An 18,555-nucleotide genomic window follows, 5' to 3' on the forward strand; every position below is an offset into this window, starting at 1 on the left:
GCGCGCCTCCCGCGCCTCAGGGCATCAGGACGGTGACGCCCGGGATGCGCTGGATCTGGTAGATGTCTTCCTCGTATTGCGCGGTCAGCGCATCGACGTATTCCTCGGTCCAGCCGGGCATGTCGAGTTCTTCCTCCAGCGCGTCATCTATGCCGAACTTCTCGACGAAGGCGGCGACGATGCGGCGTCGCTGGGCCTCGTTCGCGGGCGGCTTGGCCTCCATGAAGGCGGCCATGCGGGTGGCGCCTTCCTCGGTCATCAGCCCGTCGAGGATGTCGTCGACCCCGGTCAGTTTCAGGAAGGGGTCGTGATCGGCCACAGCGCGCAGGATCTCGGGCCAGAGCAGGGGCGAATCCTCGTTGCACCAGACGGTGATCGGCGTTCCGGGGTTGGTCGAGCGGATGCGCTCGACCACGTCGGACCAACGCTGTGCCATCGGGTCGAAATGGGCCAGGAAATCGGCCGCGTCCATGTCCCGGTGACGGCGCAGGTTGGCGGGGATGAAGGTGGCGGGGTCGCGCAAAGCCAGGAAAAACTCGACGTCATGGCGGGGAAATACGTTGCGCAGCCACATCGTCTTCTCGGCCGCGTTGGGGTAAAGCACGCCCTCGGTCAGCACCCGCTGGGGCACGCAGATGAAATTCTCGGAGGACAGCACCAGCCGCTCGGCACGATCGACATCCATCGCACTGTCCAGGACGACCTCTTCGATTTCGGGTGTCGCGACGGCGCCGCGCAGGGCCTTCAGCGTCTCTCGCATGATGGGACGGTAGCGACCGGGACCGGGGACCACGATCCCCTCTTCGGCCAGCACGCCCTTGTTGCGCAGAAGGGTCTTCAGTATCTGGTCGTCATCGGTGTCATGCGCGCCCAGATGTATCGAAATGTCCATGCTGTCCTGTCTGTCGTCCCAATCGTGCCCGCGCCGGCAATATATAGGGATTTCTGGACAGTTAAACCTGATTTAGATAAGCCGTCCCCGATGACCAAGCAAAACACTCGACTACACCCGGTCGCACGGGCGCCCATGCTGCCGGACCGCTGGTCGATCCTGGCGTTGCTGATCGCCGCCATCGTGCTGCTGCCGCTAGCGTCTGTCCTGTGGATCGCGCTGAACCCGACCGACAACATCTGGCCCCACCTGGTGGCGACGGTCCTGCCGCGTTACATGCTCAACACGCTGATCCTGATGGTGGCGGTGGGGGCGCTGGCGGGGGTCACGGGCACGGTCTGCGCCTGGCTGATCGTGATGTACCGCTTTCCACTGTCGCGCGTCATGGAGTGGGCATTGCTGCTGCCACTGGCGATCCCGGCCTATGTCGGAGCCTACGCGCTGGTCGATTTCCTGGAATACGCGGGCCCCGTGCAAAGCGGCCTGCGCGGGCTGATGGGCTGGAGCTCGGCCCAGGATTACGCCTTCCCAGAGGTGCGGTCGCGCGGCGCGGCGATCCTGGTGCTGGCGGCCTCGCTTTTCCCTTATGTCTACCTGCTGGTGCGGGCGGCGCTGCGCGAACAGTCGGCTTCGTCCTACGAGGTGGCGCGGGCGCTTGGCGCGGGCCCGCTGCGCCGGTTCTGGAGCGTCGGCCTGCCGCTCAGCCGCCCCGCCATCGCGGCGGGCGCGGCCATCGTGATGATGGAGACGGTGAATGATTTCGGCACGGTCGAGTATTTCGCCGTCCAGACCCTGACCACCGGCATCTTCTCGGTCTGGCTGGAAAGTTACAACGCCGGCGGCGCGGCCCAGATCGCCATGGTGATCCTGACGCTTGTGCTGTTGCTGGTGACGCTTGAGAAGATCAGCCGGCGCAACGCCCGCTTCCACCGGATGTCGCGCCACCAGCGCCCGGTCGAGCGGATCGTGCTCACCGGGCCGGGCCGTTGGCTGGCAAGTGTCGCCTGCCTTCTGCCCTTCGCGGTGGGTTTCGCGCTGCCTGCCGGCGTGATCCTGTCCCACGCTTTTGCCAATGCCGAACGCTGGGCCGATCCCGAGCTGGTGGCGGCGACCCTGAACACCGTCGGCGTCGGCGGGGCGGCGGCGCTGGTCACCGTCGGCGGCGCCTTGCTGCTGGTCTATGGCGTGCGGCTGAGCGGTCGGCGCCTGCCGCGGACGCTGCTGCCGGTCACGACGATCGGTTATGCCGCGCCCGGCGCGGTGCTGGGCATCGGACTGCTGCTGCCGCTCAGCGGGCTGGACCACCGGATCGCGGACCTTGCGCTGGCGCTGACGGGGCGTGACCCGGGTCTCTTGCTGTCGGGCACGGCGGCGGCGATCGTGCTGGCCTACACGGTGCGCTTCTTCGCCATCGCTGTGGGGGCGGCCGATGCGGCGATGGGGCGGATCTCGCCCTCGATCCCGATGGCCGCACGCTCGTTGGGCAAGGGACCGGCGGCCACCCTGCGCAGCGTCCACCTGCCGCTGATCCGCGGCTCGGTCGGAACCGCGCTGCTCTTGGTCTTCGTCGATTGCGTCAAGGAGCTGCCGGCGACGCTGCTGCTGCGGCCCTTCAACTTCTCGACCCTGGCGACACGGGTTTACGACCAGGCCTCGCTGGAGAACATCGGCGACGCGGCCCCGGCCGCGGTGCTGGTGATCCTGGTGGGTCTGGCCGCCGTCATCGCCCTGGCCCGCGCCAACCGCTGACGGGGCGGCCCCGGGGCTGCAAAAGCCCTGCGAACGGGGCTTGCACCGGGGCGGAGGGACCGCTAAATCGGCCCGAGTGCCCCTATAGCTCAGCTGGTAGAGCAACTGATTTGTAATCAGTAGGTCCGCGGTTCGAGTCCGTGTGGGGGCACCATTCAATCCAGAGTTGGTCGCGGCGCATGGCTTGATGCTCTTAAAATCCCTGAGGAGGGACGACAGGACATCCTTGGTGGTGTGCGGATTGAGTGGTTGCTCGGGGCAACCGTCACGGTCGCCGCCTAAGTCCTCTCGCTCCACACAAGGCTCTCAGCTGCCCTGCCTTCGACCCTATCCTACCGCGCCATGCGCAGCCAGACTACAACCGTGACTGCGATTGCAGAGCACTCCCAACCGAGGTCGGGTTGATGCTTGAGGCCACATCCCAAGCTTCCCCACAAGAGAGCCTCTGCAAGCCAGTCAACTCACAGCCCCAAGTCCGGGGAGTTCAAAAAAGCTTCCAAGTGAAGCCTTCCTTTCTCCCTGCACTTGTGAGGGTGTCGAAAAGGTAGGGATTAGGTGGGCATTCTGCAAGAGCCCCGAGAATACCCGTACGGGGGCCCCGGCCGGAGTCGCGGCCCCGGGTGGGGGCGCTAAGCCCAGGTGCAGCCTGCGGCCTCGGCGGCGTCGCGGATGGCCTTGATGTTCTGGCCATAGACCTCGGGCGCCTTGACCGAGCCACCCCGGAAGACGGCCGAGCCCGCGACCAGCACGTCGGCACCGGCGGCGGCGACCAGGGGGGCGGTCTTGGGGTCGACCCCGCCGTCGATCTCGATATGGACGGGGCGGTCGCCGATCATGGCGCGCAGCTCGCGCACCTTCTCGATCTGGCTGTGGATGAAGGACTGGCCGCCGAAGCCGGGGTTGACCGTCATCACGCAGACCAGGTCGATGTCGTCCAGCAGGTGACGAAGATGCTCGGCCGGGGTGCCGGGGTTGAGGGCGATGCCCGCCTTGCAGCCCGCGCCACGGATCGCCTGAAGGGTGCGGTGGATGTGGGGGCCTGCCTCGAGATGGGCGGTCAGAACGTCGGCACCGGCGGCGGCGAAGGCCTCGATATAGGGATCGACCGGCGCGATCATCAGGTGCACGTCCATCACCCCCTTGATGTGGGGGCGGATGGCGGCGCAGGTCGCCGGGCCAAAGGTGATGTTGGGCACGAAATGCCCGTCCATCACGTCCACGTGGACCCAATCGCAGCCCTGGGCCTCGATCGCTTCGCATTCAGCGCCGAAATTGGCGAAATCCGCCGATAGGATAGAAGGGGCGATCTTGATCGAGCGGTCGAAAGATTTGGCGGTCATGGGGATGGTCCTTGCGCTGGCGGGATATGGGCGGGGTAACGCGCCGGCCGCCGGCTGGCAACACCGCGATGTGCCACAGAGGCGTGGACGGGACGGCGCAGGTCCGGGGCAGGGTGGCTCAGTCGGTGGACGGGGCGGCCTTGGCGGCGGGCGTCGTGCCTTGGGTGGCCCGGGTGGCATCCGCCGGGGCAAAGCCGCCATAGCGACCTTGGGCAAAGAGCAGCGGCGCGCCGGCGCCGATACAGGCCCTCAGGACCCGGCCCACCAGGATCATGTGATCGCCGCCCTCGTGGGCGGCCTCCTGACGGCATTCGAACCGTGCGAGGCACCCCTCGATCAGCGGCAGGTCATGCTCGCCCTTGTGCCAGTCCAGCCCCTCGAACGCATGGGCGTCGCGGGCGAAGCGGCGGGCCAGCCCGGCCTGATCGTCGCGCAGCACGTGGATCGCATAGTGGCTTGCGGCCTCGAAATGGGCGTAGCGAAGCGAGGCCAGCGCAGGCGACCACAGCACCAGCGGCGGGTCCAGCGAAACGCTGGCAAAACTGTTGGCTGTCATGCCGACCGGCCCCTCGGGGCACTGGGCCGTGACCACGGTCACCCCGGTGCCGAACTGGCCCAGCGCATCGCGAAACTCGCGCATGGTGTCAGCACAGGGTTCAAAAGAGGTCATCGTGTCGGTCCTTGCGGCCGGTGGTCCGGCAGTATTCTGGGCGGGGCCATCCCCGGCTGTGTGCGCGCGCGCCCCAAGCGTTACCGCGCGGGACCCCGGTTTGGCGATCCCCGGCGATGCCGAGGGGGGCAGGGTGTTGCACCGGACCCTCGCCGCGCGGGACCCGGCCCCGGCAGATGGGGCGGCCCCGCAAGCAAAGGTAAGCGCTTGTCCGCGTCTTTCCAGCGGTCGGCCGGGCGAAAGGGGGGAACGCACCCCTGAAAGCGAAAAGGGGGCCACGGGGGCCCCCTTCGTCAGATGTTGCAGGCGCGGGATCAGCCGGCGCGGCTTTGACGCTTGCGCTCGTGCGGGTCGAGGAAACGCTTGCGCAGGCGGATGGCGTTGGGGGTGACCTCGACCAGTTCGTCATCGTCGATATAGGCGATGGCCTGCTCCAGCGTCAGGGTGACGGGGGTGGTCAGGCGCACGGCCTCGTCGGTGCCCGAGGCCCGCACGTTGGTCAGCTGCTTGCCCTTGAGGGGGTTTACCTCAAGGTCGTTGTCGCGGCTGTGCTCGCCCAGGATCATGCCCTGATAGACGGGTTCCTGCGCGCCGATGAAGAACTTGCCGCGATCTTCGAGCTTCCACAGGGCATAGGCGACCGAGGTGCCGTTCTCCATCGAGATCAGCACGCCCTGGCGACGGCCAGGGATGGCACCCTTGTGCGGCGCCCAGGAGTGGAAGACCCGGTTCAGCACGCCGGTGCCGCGGGTGTCGGTCAGGAACTCGCCGTGGTAGCCGATCAGGCCGCGCGAGGGGACGTGGGCGATGATGCGGGTCTTGCCGGCACCGGCCTGGCGCATCTCGATCAGGTCGCCCTTGCGCGAACCGGTGATCTTTTCGATCACGGCGCCGGAATACTCGTCATCCACGTCGATGGTGACTTCCTCGATCGGCTCCATCTGCTGGCCGTCCAGCTCGCGGAACACGACCTGGGGGCGCGAGATCGACAGCTCGAATCCCTCGCGGCGCATGTTCTCGATCAGGACGCCCATCTGAAGTTCGCCGCGACCGGCAACCTCGAAGGCCTCGCCGCCGGGGGTGTCGGTCACCTTGATGGCGACGTTGGACTCGGCTTCCTTCATCAGCCGCTCGCGGATGACGCGGGACTGGACCTTCTTGCCGTCGCGGCCGGCAAGCGGGCTGTCGTTGATGCCGAAGGTCACGGTGATGGTGGGCGGATCGATCGGCTGTGCGGGCAGGGGATCCTCGACCGCAAGGGCGCAGATCGTGTCGGCCACGGTCGCCTTGGTCATGCCCGCGATCGAGACGATGTCGCCGGCCTGTGCCTCTTCGATATCCTGCTGGGCCAGACCGCGGAAGGCCTGGATCTTGGTGACGCGGAACTGCTCAATCTTCTCGCCGATGCGCGACAGGGCCTGGACGGTGGCACCGACCTTCAGCTTGCCCGATTCGACGCGGCCCGTCAGAACGCGGCCCATGAAGGGGTCGGCGCCCAGGGTAGTGGCCAGCATGCGGAACGGCTCATCCTGGTGCTTCTGCTGGCGCGGGGGCGGCACGTGGCGGACAACAAGGTTGAACAGCGCCGCGAGATCCTTGCGCGGACCGTCCAGCTCGGCATCGGCCCAGCCCGAGCGGCCCGAGGCGTAGAGATGCGGGAAATCAAGCTGGTCGTCATCGGCGTCGAGGCTGGCGAAAAGGTCGAAGACTTCGTTCAGCGCGCGGTCGGGTTCGGCGTCGGGCTTGTCGACCTTGTTCAGCACCACGATCGGGCGCAGGCCCAGGGCAAGTGCCTTGGAGGTCACGAATTTCGTCTGGGGCATGGGGCCTTCGGCGGCATCGACCAGCAGCACGACGCCATCGACCATCGACAGGATCCGCTCGACCTCGCCGCCGAAGTCGGCGTGGCCGGGAGTGTCGACGATGTTGATCCGCGTGCCCTTCCACTCGACCGAGGTCGGCTTGGCGAAGATCGTGATCCCGCGCTCGCGTTCCAGGTCGTTGCTGTCCATGGCGCGTTCGGTCGTCGCCTGGTTCTCACGATACGTGCCAGACTGTTTCAGAAGCTCGTCAACCAGGGTGGTCTTCCCATGGTCGACGTGGGCGATGATCGCGATATTGCGCAGGTCCATTTCCGGCCTCGGTTGTTGGGGTGGCCGGTGCGTTACCGCAGCTTGGGCGAAAAGACCAGCGACAAAGGGCGACAACGGCGGGTCACGGCGCATCCGCCGCATCGCCCGGTCCCGAAAGTCGGGCAGTCCGCGCGGCGCAAGACGCGGCACGGGCGCTGGACCATCGCCCGCGGATGACGCAGGTTGTCGCCGCGAACAGGCGGAAGGAACGACGACGATGACAGGCAGCGCGGGCAACACGGGCAACAGCCAGATGGCGGCGGACACAGCCAAGTCGGCGGGTGCGACTCACGGCGGCGACGTCCTGGTCAGGTCGCTGGTGAACCTGGGCGCGACCCGCGCCTTCGGGGTGCCGGGGGAATCCTTCCTGGCGGTGCTGGACGGGCTGCACGACAGCCGGGGCACGCTGGATTTCACCCTGTGCCGGAACGAAGGCGGCGCCGCCTTCATGGCCGAGGCCTGGGGCAAGCTGACCGGCGCGCCCGGCATCTGTTTCGTCACCCGCGGACCGGGGGCGACCAATGCCTCGATCGGGGTGCACACGGCCATGCAGGACAGCACGCCGATGATCCTGTTCGTGGGCCAGATCGGCACCCGCGACCGGGACCGCGAGGCGTTCCAGGAGGTCGATTACCGCGCCATGTTCGGCCCGCTGGCCAAATGGGTGACCGAGATCGACGAGCCCGGCCGCATTCCCGAACTGGTCAGCCGCGCCTGGGCCACAGCCCTCTCGGGCCGGCCCGGCCCCGTGGTCGTAGCCCTGCCCGAGGACATGCTGTCCGCGCCCAGCGATGTCGCGCCCTGCGGTCCCCTGCGCCGGCCCGAGGCGGCGCCCCACGCCTCCGACCTTGAAGAGCTGTGCCAGCTTCTGTCCCGGGCGCAGCGGCCGCTGGTGATCGCTGGCGGCGGCGGCTGGACGGGGCAGGGCCGGGACGACCTGGCCCGGTTCCTGGAGGTGCAAGGGCTGCCGGTGCTCTCGGCCTTCCGCTACCACGATCTGGTGGACAACCGGGGCGATTTCTATGCGGGCGATGCCGGGGTCGGGATGACGCCGCGGGTGCGCGCCCTGATCTCGGGGGCCGACCTGGTGCTTGCCCTCAACATCCGGTTCGGCGAGATGGTGATGGATGACTGGACCATTCACACCCCGCCGCGCATGGCGCCGGTGCTGATCCATGCCCACGGCTCGGACCGGGAGTTGAACAAGATCTACAGCGCGGACCTGCCGATCCACGCCGGTCCCAACCGAATGGCCGAGGCATTGGCGCGGCTGGACCGCGCGACCCGGCCCGAGGTCGAGGATTGTCGCGCCGAGGCGCGCGCGGGCTATGAACGGGCAATCTCCGCGCCCGCCCAGCCCGCGCCGGTCGACATGTCCCAAGTCATGGCGCATTTGCACGAAACCCTGCCCGATGACGCGATCCTGACCAATGGGGCGGGCAATTTCGCAATATGGCCCAACAAGCATTTCATGCTCTCGGCCGGTCAACGCCTTCTGGCGCCCCAGTCGGGGGCCATGGGCTACGGCGTGCCCGCCGCCATCGCCGCGCGCATCGCCTATCCCGGGCGCACCGTGCTGTGCTTTGCGGGTGACGGGGATTTCCAGATGACCTGCTCAGAGCTGGGAACCGCCATGCAGGCCGATGCCCGGCCGGTGATCCTTGTCCTCAACAACGGCACCTACGGCACGATCCGCATGCACCAGGAACGGCACTATCCAGACCGGGTCTCGGGCACGGACCTGGTGAACCCGGACTTTCCGGCGCTGGCCCGCGCCTATGGCTTTCACGCCGAGCGGGTCGAACGTACCGAGGATTTCGCGGCCGCCTTCGACCGTGCGCTGAAGTCGACGACCGGCGCGGTGCTGGAACTGATGGTGGGCGCCGAGGCGTTGACCCCCGGACAGACGCTGACCCAGATCCGCGAGGCCGGGCGCAAGGCCACAAGCGGGTAAGGCCGGGCTGTCGCCCCCTAGGTGGGGAAGAAAGCCCGGCGCGGTCATGGCCGCCGTGTCTTCCGACTTATCGCCTATAGAGCGACCGATTGTCAGATGACATCTACCGGAGGTTGATTGTCTTCGCGAAACGCTATGATCTGCTGGGAAACTAGCAGGGAAAGGGCTGTCCGGCACCTTTTTGCCCGACCATGATAGGTTATTGCACAAGGGGACGCGCTGCGCGATTATCGCCACAATCTCTGGTTCATTGATGCGGTTGCCTGATGCCCGGGCCCGTCCGCGCGTGCCAGTGAAGATGCATGCCAGTAAGACCGGACAACCGACCGACCCGAAGGGATGACGACCTGCTACAGGATTCCAGAGACCAGCGGCTCGCGCTCGACAATTGCGATCGTGAACCCATCCACACGCCCGGGGTCATCCAGCCCTTCGGCGCCGTACTTGCCTGCGACCTGCGCCTGGGCGAGGTGCTCTATGCCTCGGCGAACCTTGCGGATATCACCGGCATCGACCACCAAAAGGCGCTTGGCACCAGCACGGCCGACCTGCTGGGGCCCGAGCTGGCCCACGCGGTCCGCAATGCCCTCTCGGCCAGCACCTCGGCCGTCCAGCGTGAGCGTGTGGGCGTCTACGAGATGTCCGACCGGCAGCTTGATTTCTATTGTCACCGCAACGCTCAGGGCCTTGTCGTCATCGAGATCGAGACTGTCCCCGCCCTGAGCGAAAGCCACACCGTTGCCATCGACCGGGTGCGGGCGCTGCTGGCGCAGATCACGGCCCGCTCGAACCTGGCGGACATGCTGAAATTCGCGGTAACGGGCCTGCACCAGATCACCGGCTACGACCGGGTGAAGGCCTATCGCTACATGGCCAACGGCGACGGCGAGGTCGTGGCCGAATTCTGCGTGCCCGGCGTCGAAAGCTTCCTTGGCCTGCGCTATCCCGCGTGGGACGTGCCGACCCAGGCGCGCGCGCTTCAGATCAAGAGCCCGCTGCGTATCCTGCCGGATGTCGAGCATACGCCTGCGCCCATCGTCGCCAACGCCCCCCAGGCCGAGCCGCTGGACCTGAGCCTGGCCCATGTGCGCGGCGTCTCGCCCATCCACCTGGAATATCTGCGCAACATGGGGGTGACCGGCACGCTGTCGCTGGGCATCGTCGTGGATGGCAAGCTTTGGGGCATGTTCGCCGGCCATCACATGGAGGCGCTGGAGCTGTCGCCCGAAACGCGGATGGCGTGCGAGCTTTTCACCCAGATGTTCTCGCTCATCGTGCACAAGGCGATCGAGCTGAAGAAATCCGAGGCCCGCGAGGCCGCCGCGATGGCGCGCCATGCCATCATCTCGGCCACCGACCGCGAAACCGATCTGCTGGACGGGTTCGAGAACCTGGCGCCGATCCTCAAGCAGGTGATCGACTGTGACGGGCTGGCTGTTCTGCGCGAGCGGGACGTGCGGGTCATCGGCTCGACCCCGTCCAAGGCGGCCCTGCTGTCGCTGGCCCATGTCCAGTCGGACGAGGACGACCTGATCGAGACATGCGAGCATCTGCTGGCCTCGCCCGAGTTGGGCGGCAAGCAGCTTGGCAACAGCGCCGGCATGCTGCTGGTGCGCGCCACCGCCGCCTATCCGCTGCAACTGGCGTTCTTCCGCGACGAGACCCTGCGCAAGCTGACCTGGGCGGGAAAGCCCGACAAGGCGGTCACGGTCGGCAAGTTCGGCCCGCGCCTCAGCCCGCGCGGATCGTTCGAGGCCTACGCCGAGGAGCGGCGCGATCATTCGGATCCCTGGACCGACGAGGATGTCGCCGCCGCGCGCGAGTTGCAGGTTCTCTTGACCCAGATCGCCGCCCGGGGCGAGCGCAGCCAGGCCGAGCAGAACAAGTCGATCCGCGCCCATCAGCGCCAACAGGACATTCTGATCGCCGAGCTGAACCACCGGGTGAAGAACATTCTGGGGCTCATCAAGTCCGTGGTCAGCCAGGCCCGCCACAGCGCAAGCTCGGTCGAGGCCTATGCCGAGGCGGTCGAGATGCGGATCAACGCCCTGGCCAACGCCCATGACCTGGCCACCACCAACACGTTGCAGGGCGTGCCCCTGCGCCGGCTGCTGGAAACGGAAATGGCGCCCTACCTTGTCGACCAGCGCGGCCGCGTCCTGCTGGACGGCCCCGCTGTCGGGCTGAAGGCGGGCGTTGCGCCCATGCTGTCGATGGTCTTCCACGAGCTTGCGACCAACGCTTCCAAATACGGCGCCCTGTCGGTCGACGACGGGCTTGTGCGCGTGGTCTGGTCGCGCAGCGACGAGGGGCTGGAGATCCGCTGGTCCGAGATGAACGGCCCGCCCGTCTCCGCCCCCGACCCGGATCGGCCCGGCTTCGGTCGCTCGCTGATCGAGCAGGCGGTCCCGTTCGAGTTCGACGGCACGGCCAAGCTGGAATTCGGCCCGGGTGGCGTCAGCTTCCGCTGTTTCCTGCCCGAGGACACGCTGGCCGACATCACCGACCTGGTCGAGCCCGAGCGCGTCGCCCCGGTGATCGAAATCCGCCAGGTTGCCGCCGGGCGCCGCGCCCTGCTGGTCGAGGACAACGTCGTTCTGGCCATGGATACCGCCGAGACCCTGCGCCGTCTTGGCTGCGAGAAGGTGACGACCGTCGGCTCCTCAAGCGCTGCCGAGGCGCTGCTGGACAAGGGCGACTATGACCTTGCGGTGCTGGACATGAACCTGCGCGGCTCGACCTCCTACGCATTGGGCAGCCGCCTGCGCGGCGGCGACGTGCCCATCGTCTTCGTCACCGGCTACGGCACCGAAGTGCGCTTGCCCGACGACCTGGCGGGCGTCCCGGTCCTGGCCAAGCCGCTGAGCCAGGCGCGGCTGTCACATGCGTTGCACGCGGTGCTGAACGAGGACTGACATCATGGGCCGGGCAGGGGGCGCGGTGGGCTGAGCCCGTGCCCGCGGCCCGGTTTGGTGGTTTAGGGCAAATCCCCGGTTCTGTCCCCTGTCGACGCAAGCCTCAGGCGCGGCGGCGGCTTCCGCCCTCGGGGCGTTCGGCGCGGGCCTTCTCGGGCGCGCTGCCGCGATCCTCGAACGAATTCATCAGGTGGTGGAACTTCTCGTTCTGCACGGCGACGTGGTCACGAAGGGCGTTGCCCGCCCCCTCCGGATCGCTGTCGGTCAGGGCCTGGACCACCGCCAGGTGCTCGTCCAGCGACTGGCGCATCCGCCCGCGCAGGCGCAGCTGGATCCGGCGGAACGGGCGCAGCCGGCGCGACAGGCGCCGCGCCTCCTGTTCCAGGAAGCGGTTGCCCGACTGGCTGTAGATGATGCGGTGGAAATCCTCGTTGTGAAAATAATAGCCGTCGGTGTCGCCCTCGTCGACGGCCTGCTGGCAAAGCTGGTTGGCGTGGCGCAGTTGGTCCAGGGCCTCGTCGGTGATGCGGATCGCGGCGAAACGGCCGCAGACGGCCTCAAGCTCGGCCATGACCTCGAACATCTCCATCAGCTCGACCGGCCCGGGCTGCTGCACGAAGACGCCGCGCTGGGGGATCTGGGCCACCAGCCCCGAGACGGAAAGCTTCTGCAGCGCCTCGCGCACCGGGGTTCGGGATGTCCCGAACCGCTCGGCCAGGCGCTGTTCGTCCAGCCGGTCGCCGTCGGCAAACTCTCCCTGAAAGATCATGTCTTCCAGCGACTTGGCGATCTGGTCGGCGCGTTTGGGCGGGTTGGGCTTGGGGGTGTTCATGGTCATAATGAATGCACATCCGGTGCAGATTGTATACAATCTAATTGACAGCCCCCCCGAAAAAGGGGGAAGGATTACGGATCGCAACCGGACCCTACCGGAATCGATGCCAAAGGGAGGAATACATGAAAAAGACGCTTTACGCGGCTGTCGCCGGGCTTGCGCTCATCGCATCCGGGGCAACGGCCCAGGCCGAGGAACTTCGGCTTTCGCACCAGTGGTCCACAAAGGACGTTCGCCACAAGGTCGCCCAGATGGTCGCCGACGAGGTGGCCGCCGCCGACGTGGATCTGGAAATCAAGATCTTTCCGTCCAAGTCGCTGTTCAAGCCGCGCGAGCAGTACAAGCCGCTCAGCCGGGGTCAGCTGGACATGACGGTCCTGCCGCTCAGCTATGCCGGCGGCCAGCAGCCCGCTTACAACCTGACGCTGATGCCCGGTCTGGTGAAGAACCACGACCACGCCGCGCGCCTGTCTGAAAGCCCCTTCATGGACGCCATCGAAGAGAAGATGGCCGATGATGACGTGATGGTGCTGGTGCACGGCTACCTGGCGGGCGGTTTCGCCGGCAAGGACAAGTGCATCACCAAGCCCGAGGACGTGAAGGGCCTGCAGACCCGCGCCGCCGGCAAGGCGTTCGAGCAGATGCTGGCAGGTGCCGGCGCCTCGATCGCGTCGATGGCCAGCTCGGAAATCTACAACGCCATGCAGACAGGCGTTCTGAACGCGGCCAACACCTCGTCCTCGTCCTTCGTCAGCTACCGCATCTTCGAGCAGGTCGCCTGCTACACGCCCGCGGGCGACGTGGCGCTGTGGTTCATGTATCAGCCCATGCTGATCAACAAGAGCCGCTTCGAGGGTCTGACCGAAGAGCAGCAGCAGGCGCTGCTGGATGCCTCGGCCAAGGCACAGGCCTTCTACCTCGAAGAGGCCAAGAAGGAAGACGAAGCCTCGCGCAAGGTCTTCGCCGACAACGGTGTCGAGATTGCCGACATGACCGAGGAAGAGTTCCAGCAGTGGCGCGAGCTTGCCAAGGAAACTTCCTACAAGGCGTTCGTCGAGGAAGTACCCGAGGGCCAGGAACTGCTCGACCTGGCGCTGGCGGTCGAGTGATCGCCGGCTGAGCCGGCCCGCCCCGTCACCCGATGCCGCAACGGCGCGGGGGCAGGGCGGGCCGATCACCTGAAGAAGGGGCGGGGCCGTGCGCGGCCCGCCCGACCGGGGCCTGGCAAAGATCCCTTCGCGCCCCCGATGACCCATTGAACAACAAGGAAACGCGATGTCCGGACACGGAACACAGATCGCGGTCGCCCGCACCGGGGGCAACCCGTTCCTGAAGGCTGTAGCGGCGCTTTCGACCCTGGCGGGCTGGACCTCGGCCGCCATGATCGTGGCCGCGGTGGCCATCACCTGCCAGATGATTTTCGTGCGCTTCGTGCTGAACGGCTCGACCGTGTGGCAGACCGAGGCGGTCATCTACCTGGTCATCGCGGCGACGCTGATCGGGCTGCCTTACGTCCAGCGCCTGCGCGGCCACGTCAACGTGGACCTGGTGCCCCTGGCGCTGGCGCCTCGGGCCCGCTTCGTGATGTGCATGGTGACGCTGTCGCTGTCGATCCTGACCATCGCCATGATGCTCTGGTACGGCTTTGAATACTGGCATTTCGCCTACGAGCGGAACTGGAAATCCGACACCGTCTGGGGTGTCCGTCTGTGGATCCCCTACCTGTCGATCCCCGTCGGCTTCGGCCTCCTGCTTCTGCAACTGATCGCGGACCTTGTTGCTGTGGTCCTGCGCATCGAGACACCTTTCGGACTTGAGACAGGCGAGGCGGTCGTGGCCGCTGGCGCCGAAGGAGAACGTTTCTGATGGATCCCCTGCTGCTTGGCGGATTGGTGGCCTTTGCCACGATCCTGGTACTGTTTTCCGGCGTCTCGGTCGCCATCGGTCTGCTGGTCGTCTCGGCCGGCTTCCTCATCGCCTTCGACGGCGTCCGCTCGCTTGAGCTGATGCCCGAGATCCTGTTCGGCAAGCTGGACAATTTCGCGCTTCTGTCGATCCCGATGTTCATCATCATGGGGGCGTCCATTGCCTCGACCCGCGCGGGCGCCGACCTTTACGAGGCGCTGGAACGCTGGCTGACCCGTGTTCCGGGCGGTCTGGTGGTGTCGAACCTTGGGGCCTGCGCCCTCTTCGCCGCCATGTCGGGCTCCAGCCCCGCGACCTGTGCCGCAATCGGCAAGATGGGCATCCCCGAGATGCGCAAGCGCGGCTATCCCGACGGCGTGGCCGCAGGCTCGATCGCCGCCGGCGGCACGCTGGGCATCCTGATCCCGCCCTCGGTCACCATGATCGTCTATGGCATCGCCACCGAAACCTCGATCGGGCGGCTTTTCCTGGCCGGCGTGCTGCCGGGGCTGATGCTTGTGGGGCTGTTCATGGCCTGGTCGATCTTTGCCACATGGCGGTCGGGCGATGTCCGCGTGCTGACGCGCGGCAGCTATACGTGGCGCGAAAAGTTCGAGATTCTGCCCCGCGTCCTGCCGTTCCTGGCCATCATTCTGGGCGTGCTCTACGCCATGTATGGTGGTGTCGCGACCCCGTCCGAGACGGCCGCCGTGGGCGCGTTGCTGACGCTGCTCATCGCGGTGATCATCTACAAGCTGTGGTCGCCCCGCGCGATCTGGACCGTGCTGCGCGATTCCACCAAGGAGTCGGTGATGATCCTGTTCATCATCGCCGCCGCCGGCGTCTTTTCCTACATGCTCAGCTCGCTCTTCATCACCCAGGCGATCGCCGAATGGATCGGCACGCTGGATGTGAACCGCTGGGTGCTGATGGGGGCGATCAACGTCTTCCTGCTGGTCGCCGGTTTCTTCCTGCCGCCCGTCGCCGTTATCCTGATGGCCGCCCCGATCCTGCTGCCGATCATCACCACCGCCGGGTTCGATCCGATCTGGTTCGCGGTGGTGCTGACCATCAACATGGAAATCGGCCTGATCTCGCCGCCCGTCGGCCTGAACCTCTATGTCATCAACGGCATCGCGCCCGACATCTCGTTGCGCACGATCCTGACGGGTTCGATGCCCTTCGTCCTGGCGATGGTGCTGGCAATCGTGCTGCTGTCGATCTTCCCGTCGATCGCGACCTGGCTGCCCGATGTCGTCATGGGAGCCGAGATATGACAATGCTGGCCGAACTTCTGTCGACCGTGTTCGAGCGGCGCTACCGCTCGGGCACGCGGCCGGACCGGGACAACCGCGACATCGAGACCCTGTGCGCCGATCTACTCAGCGATCAGGGCGAGGTCGCGGGCCTTAGCCTCGCGCGGCGGATACTCGATCGGTTCGCGGCCATGGACGACGCGGCCAAGACGGCCTTCTTCACCCACATGGCCGAGCAACTGGATATCGACCCCGAGGCGGTGCGCACCACGCTTGCCGCCTACGAGGCCGCGCCCGACCGGGCCAGCTACAGCGCCTACATGAAGGCCGCCGAGCCGCCGCGCCAGGAACTGATCCGGCGGCTCAACCAGGCCCCCGGCGCAACCGGGCGGCTGGTGGCCATGCGCTCGGACCTGCGCCGGCTGGCCAAGGGCGGCGAGGGCGGGCAGGAGCGGCCCGGTTTTGCCGCGCTCGACCAGGATTTCCGCCATCTTTTCACCTCGTGGTTCAACCGCGGCTTTCTTGTTCTGCGCCCGATCAACTGGGACAGCCCGGCCGCGATCCTCGAGAAGATCATCGCCTATGAGGCGGTGCATGCCATCGACACCTGGGAAGGGCTGCGCCTTCGCCTGGCGCCGCCCGACCGGCGCTGTTTTGCCTTCTTCCACCCCGCGATGCCCGACGAGCCGCTGATCTTCGTCGAGGTGGCGCTGACCCGCGGTGCCGCAAGTTCGATCCAGGCGGTGCTGGCCGAGAACCGCGAGGCGATCGCGCCCGAGGAGGCCGACACGGCCGTCTTCTATTCGATCTCCAACTGCCAGCCGGGGCTGGCGGGCGTGTCTTTCGGAAATTCGCTGATCAAGCAGGTGGCCCAGGACCTGGGCCGCGAGCTGCCGAACCTGAAGACCTATGTCACCCTGTCGCCCATTCCGGGCCTCGCGCGCTGGCTTGAGCAGCTGGGCAAGCCGCTTGATCCCGCCGCCCCGCCCGAGCCCGCGACCCTGCGCGCGCTGGCGGCCCATTACTTGACCGAGGCCCGGCGCAGCGACAAGCTGCCGGTCGATCCGGTCGCCCGCTTCCATCTGGGCAACGGGGCATTGGTCCACGCCGTCCACGCCGAGGCGGATCTGTCCCCCAAGGGCCTGGCCCAGTCGGGAGGGGCGATGGTGAACTATCTCTACGACCTGTCCCGCATCACCCAGAACTCCGAGGCCTTCGTCGGCCGCCACCAGATCGCCGCCTCGCCGCAGGTGCGCACGATGGCGCGCTCGGCGGAAACGACCGACGCATAAGGAAAACGCCGTGGCCAATCCGCTTTTCGACCGTCTTTTCGCCCCGCACCAGAACCGCCAGTCACCGTTCCTGCACTTGGCCGACGGCACGACCGTCACCCATGACGCCTTCCTGCGGACCTCGGCCCGTTTCGCCAACACGCTGACCGCCCTGGGCCTGGCGCCGGGGGACCGGGTCGCGGTCCAGGTCGCCAAGTCGCCCGAAGCGCTTGCCGTCTACGCCGCCTGCGTGCGGGCGGGCGTGGTCTTCCTGCCGCTCAACACGGCCTATACCCCGGCCGAGGTTTCGTATTTCGTCGAGAACAGCGGCGCGCGGCTGCTGCTGTGTGACGGTGGTGCGCGCGACGCGCTGCAACCCGTGGCCGATGCGGCGGGCGCCATCCTGCACAGCCTGGATGCCGATGGCGGCGGCAGCTTCGCGCAGCTGGCGGCGGATCAGGGTGACAGCCACAAGCCTGTTGCGCGCGAGGCCGACGACCTGGCGGCCTTCCTTTATACGTCGGGCACGACCGGGCGCTCGAAGGGGGCGATGCTGACCCAGCAGAACCTTCTGTCGAATGCCGAGGTGCTGGTCGACTACTGGCGGTTCACCGACCGCGACGTGCTGCTCCACGCGCTGCCAATCTTTCACACCCACGGGCTTTTCGTGGCGACCAACGTGATCCTGGCCTCGGGCGGGTCGATGATCTTCCTGCCGAAGTTCGACCTGGATGAGATGCTGCGCCTGATGCCCCGGGCCACGGCGATGATGGGCGTGCCGACGTTCTATACGCGCCTGCTGGACGATGCGCGTTTCACCGGCGATCTGGCCCGCCACATGCGCCTGTTCGTATCCGGCAGCGCGCCCCTGCTCGCCGAGACCCACGAGCGGTTTGAGCAGCGCACCGGCCACCGGATCCTCGAACGCTACGGCATGACCGAGACCAACATGAACACCTCGAACCCCTACGAGGGCGAGCGCCGCGCCGGCACCGTCGGCTTCGCGCTGCCGGGGACCGAGGTGATCGTCACCGACCCCGCCACCGGCAATCCCCTGCCGCAGGGCGAGATCGGCCAGATCGAGGTGCGCGGGCCCAACGTTTTCAAGGGCTATTGGCAGATGCCCGAGAAGACGGCAGAGGAGCTGCGCGAGAACGGCTTCTTCATCACCGGTGACCTCGGCCAATTCGATGAGAAGGGGTATCTGAGCATCGTCGGCCGCAACAAGGATCTGATCATCTCGGGGGGCTACAACATCTATCCCAAGGAAATCGAGCTGATCCTGGACGAGCAGCCGGGCGTGCTGGAAAGCGCCGTCATCGGCGTCCCCCATCCCGATTTCGGCGAGAGCGTCGTGGGTGTGCTGGTGGCCGAGCCGGGGGCAACCCCGGACACCGACGCCATCGCCGGCGCCCTTGGCGGAGAGCTTGCGCGCTTCAAGCAGCCGCGCCGCCTCGTCGTGGTGGACGAGCTGCCGCGGAACACCATGGGCAAGGTCCAGAAGAACCTGCTGCGCGATCGCTTCGCCGACAGCTTCGCCCCGGCGAACTGACCCCTTGCCCGCCGGGCGCCCTTACTGGCCGCCGGCGGGCCCGCTCTCTATCCTTGCAAATCCTCTCCGGCCGCGGGCCGGGGC

Annotated in this window: 13 protein-coding genes and 1 tRNA gene; 9 read left to right on the forward strand and 5 right to left on the reverse strand. The window is 67.0% G+C overall.

The features are described from left to right. Window positions 1-16: 16 nt before the first annotated feature. The gene (locus CLV77_RS05745) at window positions 17-892 is read right to left on the reverse strand and encodes a hypothetical protein (RefSeq protein ID WP_076978865.1); all 876 of its coding nucleotides are present in this window, start codon (window positions 890-892) and stop codon (window positions 17-19) included. 90 nt (window positions 893-982) lie between these two features. Here CLV77_RS05745 and CLV77_RS05750 point away from each other — a divergent pair, with 90 nt between their 5' ends. Both CLV77_RS05750 and CLV77_RS05755 read left to right on the forward strand, forming a co-directional pair. Then, on the forward strand, window positions 983-2,641 hold the full coding sequence (locus tag CLV77_RS05750; protein WP_076978864.1) for an ABC transporter permease: 1,659 nt from the start codon (window positions 983-985) through the stop codon (window positions 2,639-2,641). A gap of 78 nt (window positions 2,642-2,719) precedes the next feature. Beyond that, a tRNA-Thr gene (locus tag CLV77_RS05755) sits at window positions 2,720-2,795 on the forward strand. Window positions 2,796-3,270: 475 nt separating this feature from the next. On the opposite strand, the gene rpe is transcribed toward CLV77_RS05755, so the two are convergent. The 3 genes from rpe to typA all read right to left on the reverse strand — a co-directional run bounded on the left by rpe (window position 3,271) and on the right by typA (window position 6,783). Next, window positions 3,271-3,981 carry a ribulose-phosphate 3-epimerase gene (gene rpe, locus CLV77_RS05760; protein WP_076978863.1) on the reverse strand — a complete coding sequence of 237 codons (711 nt, stop codon included), beginning with the start codon at window positions 3,979-3,981 and terminating at the stop codon, window positions 3,271-3,273. A 118-nt stretch (window positions 3,982-4,099) separates the two neighbouring features. Beyond that, window positions 4,100-4,651, reverse strand: a complete 552-nt coding sequence (locus CLV77_RS05765; protein ID WP_076978862.1) for a flavin reductase family protein — start codon at window positions 4,649-4,651, stop codon at window positions 4,100-4,102. Window positions 4,652-4,965: 314 nt separating this feature from the next. Then, entirely contained in the window at window positions 4,966-6,783 is a 1,818-nt protein-coding gene (gene typA / locus CLV77_RS05770) for a translational GTPase TypA (protein ID WP_076978861.1), read from the reverse strand. Between the two features lie 217 nt (window positions 6,784-7,000). Here typA and CLV77_RS05775 point away from each other — a divergent pair, with 217 nt between their 5' ends. Both CLV77_RS05775 and CLV77_RS05780 read left to right on the forward strand, forming a co-directional pair. After that, window positions 7,001-8,737 carry a thiamine pyrophosphate-dependent enzyme gene (locus tag CLV77_RS05775; protein WP_170043951.1) on the forward strand — a complete coding sequence of 579 codons (1,737 nt, stop codon included), beginning with the start codon at window positions 7,001-7,003 and terminating at the stop codon, window positions 8,735-8,737. Window positions 8,738-9,039: 302 nt separating this feature from the next. After that, window positions 9,040-11,652 (forward strand): HWE histidine kinase domain-containing protein, encoded by a 2,613-nt coding sequence (locus CLV77_RS05780; RefSeq protein WP_076978860.1) that lies wholly within the window; start codon window positions 9,040-9,042, stop codon window positions 11,650-11,652. Window positions 11,653-11,755: 103 nt separating this feature from the next. Here CLV77_RS05780 and CLV77_RS05785 read toward each other — a convergent pair whose 3' ends face one another. Continuing rightward, window positions 11,756-12,490 carry a GntR family transcriptional regulator gene (locus CLV77_RS05785; RefSeq protein WP_076978859.1) on the reverse strand — a complete coding sequence of 245 codons (735 nt, stop codon included), beginning with the start codon at window positions 12,488-12,490 and terminating at the stop codon, window positions 11,756-11,758. A gap of 119 nt (window positions 12,491-12,609) precedes the next feature. Between CLV77_RS05785 and dctP the strand changes: the two genes are divergently transcribed. The 5 genes from dctP to CLV77_RS05810 all read left to right on the forward strand — a co-directional run bounded on the left by dctP (window position 12,610) and on the right by CLV77_RS05810 (window position 18,471). Continuing rightward, entirely contained in the window at window positions 12,610-13,596 is a 987-nt protein-coding gene (gene dctP, locus CLV77_RS05790; protein ID WP_076978858.1) for a TRAP transporter substrate-binding protein DctP, read from the forward strand. Window positions 13,597-13,762: 166 nt separating this feature from the next. Next, window positions 13,763-14,353: a TRAP transporter small permease gene (locus CLV77_RS05795; protein ID WP_076978857.1), complete on the forward strand. Its 591-nt coding sequence runs from the start codon at window positions 13,763-13,765 to the stop codon at window positions 14,351-14,353. Further along, window positions 14,353-15,669 carry a TRAP transporter large permease gene (locus tag CLV77_RS05800; RefSeq protein ID WP_076978856.1) on the forward strand — a complete coding sequence of 439 codons (1,317 nt, stop codon included), beginning with the start codon at window positions 14,353-14,355 and terminating at the stop codon, window positions 15,667-15,669. The genes CLV77_RS05795 and CLV77_RS05800 overlap by 1 nt, the downstream gene beginning before the upstream one ends. After that, the gene (locus CLV77_RS05805) at window positions 15,666-16,940 is read left to right on the forward strand and encodes a malonyl-CoA decarboxylase (protein WP_076978855.1); all 1,275 of its coding nucleotides are present in this window, start codon (window positions 15,666-15,668) and stop codon (window positions 16,938-16,940) included. Before CLV77_RS05800 ends, CLV77_RS05805 begins: the two co-directional genes overlap by 4 nt. 10 nt (window positions 16,941-16,950) lie before the next feature. After that, complete coding sequence (locus CLV77_RS05810; RefSeq protein ID WP_076978854.1) at window positions 16,951-18,471, forward strand: malonate--CoA ligase; 1,521 nt, start codon at window positions 16,951-16,953, stop codon at window positions 18,469-18,471. Window positions 18,472-18,555 lie beyond the last annotated feature (84 nt).

Origin of the sequence: Brevirhabdus pacifica (genome assembly GCF_002797755.1) — a bacterium.
GTDB lineage: Bacteria > Pseudomonadota > Alphaproteobacteria > Rhodobacterales > Rhodobacteraceae > Brevirhabdus > Brevirhabdus pacifica.

Excerpts from the sequence above, each read along its gene's own strand:
- CLV77_RS05745 (WP_076978865.1), bottom strand. The coding sequence starts at position 892 with ATGGACATTTCGATACATCTGGGCGCGCATGACACCGATGACGACCAG.
- CLV77_RS05750 (WP_076978864.1), top strand. The coding sequence starts at position 983 with ATGACCAAGCAAAACACTCGACTACACCCGGTCGCACGGGCGCCCATG.
- rpe (WP_076978863.1), bottom strand. The coding sequence starts at position 3,981 with ATGACCGCCAAATCTTTCGACCGCTCGATCAAGATCGCCCCTTCTATC.
- CLV77_RS05765 (WP_076978862.1), bottom strand. The coding sequence starts at position 4,651 with ATGACCTCTTTTGAACCCTGTGCTGACACCATGCGCGAGTTTCGCGAT.
- typA (WP_076978861.1), bottom strand. The coding sequence starts at position 6,783 with ATGGACCTGCGCAATATCGCGATCATCGCCCACGTCGACCATGGGAAG.
- CLV77_RS05775 (WP_170043951.1), top strand. The coding sequence starts at position 7,001 with ATGACAGGCAGCGCGGGCAACACGGGCAACAGCCAGATGGCGGCGGAC.
- CLV77_RS05780 (WP_076978860.1), top strand. The coding sequence starts at position 9,040 with ATGCCAGTAAGACCGGACAACCGACCGACCCGAAGGGATGACGACCTG.
- CLV77_RS05785 (WP_076978859.1), bottom strand. The coding sequence starts at position 12,490 with ATGACCATGAACACCCCCAAGCCCAACCCGCCCAAACGCGCCGACCAG.
- dctP (WP_076978858.1), top strand. The coding sequence starts at position 12,610 with ATGAAAAAGACGCTTTACGCGGCTGTCGCCGGGCTTGCGCTCATCGCA.
- CLV77_RS05795 (WP_076978857.1), top strand. The coding sequence starts at position 13,763 with ATGTCCGGACACGGAACACAGATCGCGGTCGCCCGCACCGGGGGCAAC.
- CLV77_RS05800 (WP_076978856.1), top strand. The coding sequence starts at position 14,353 with ATGGATCCCCTGCTGCTTGGCGGATTGGTGGCCTTTGCCACGATCCTG.
- CLV77_RS05805 (WP_076978855.1), top strand. The coding sequence starts at position 15,666 with ATGACAATGCTGGCCGAACTTCTGTCGACCGTGTTCGAGCGGCGCTAC.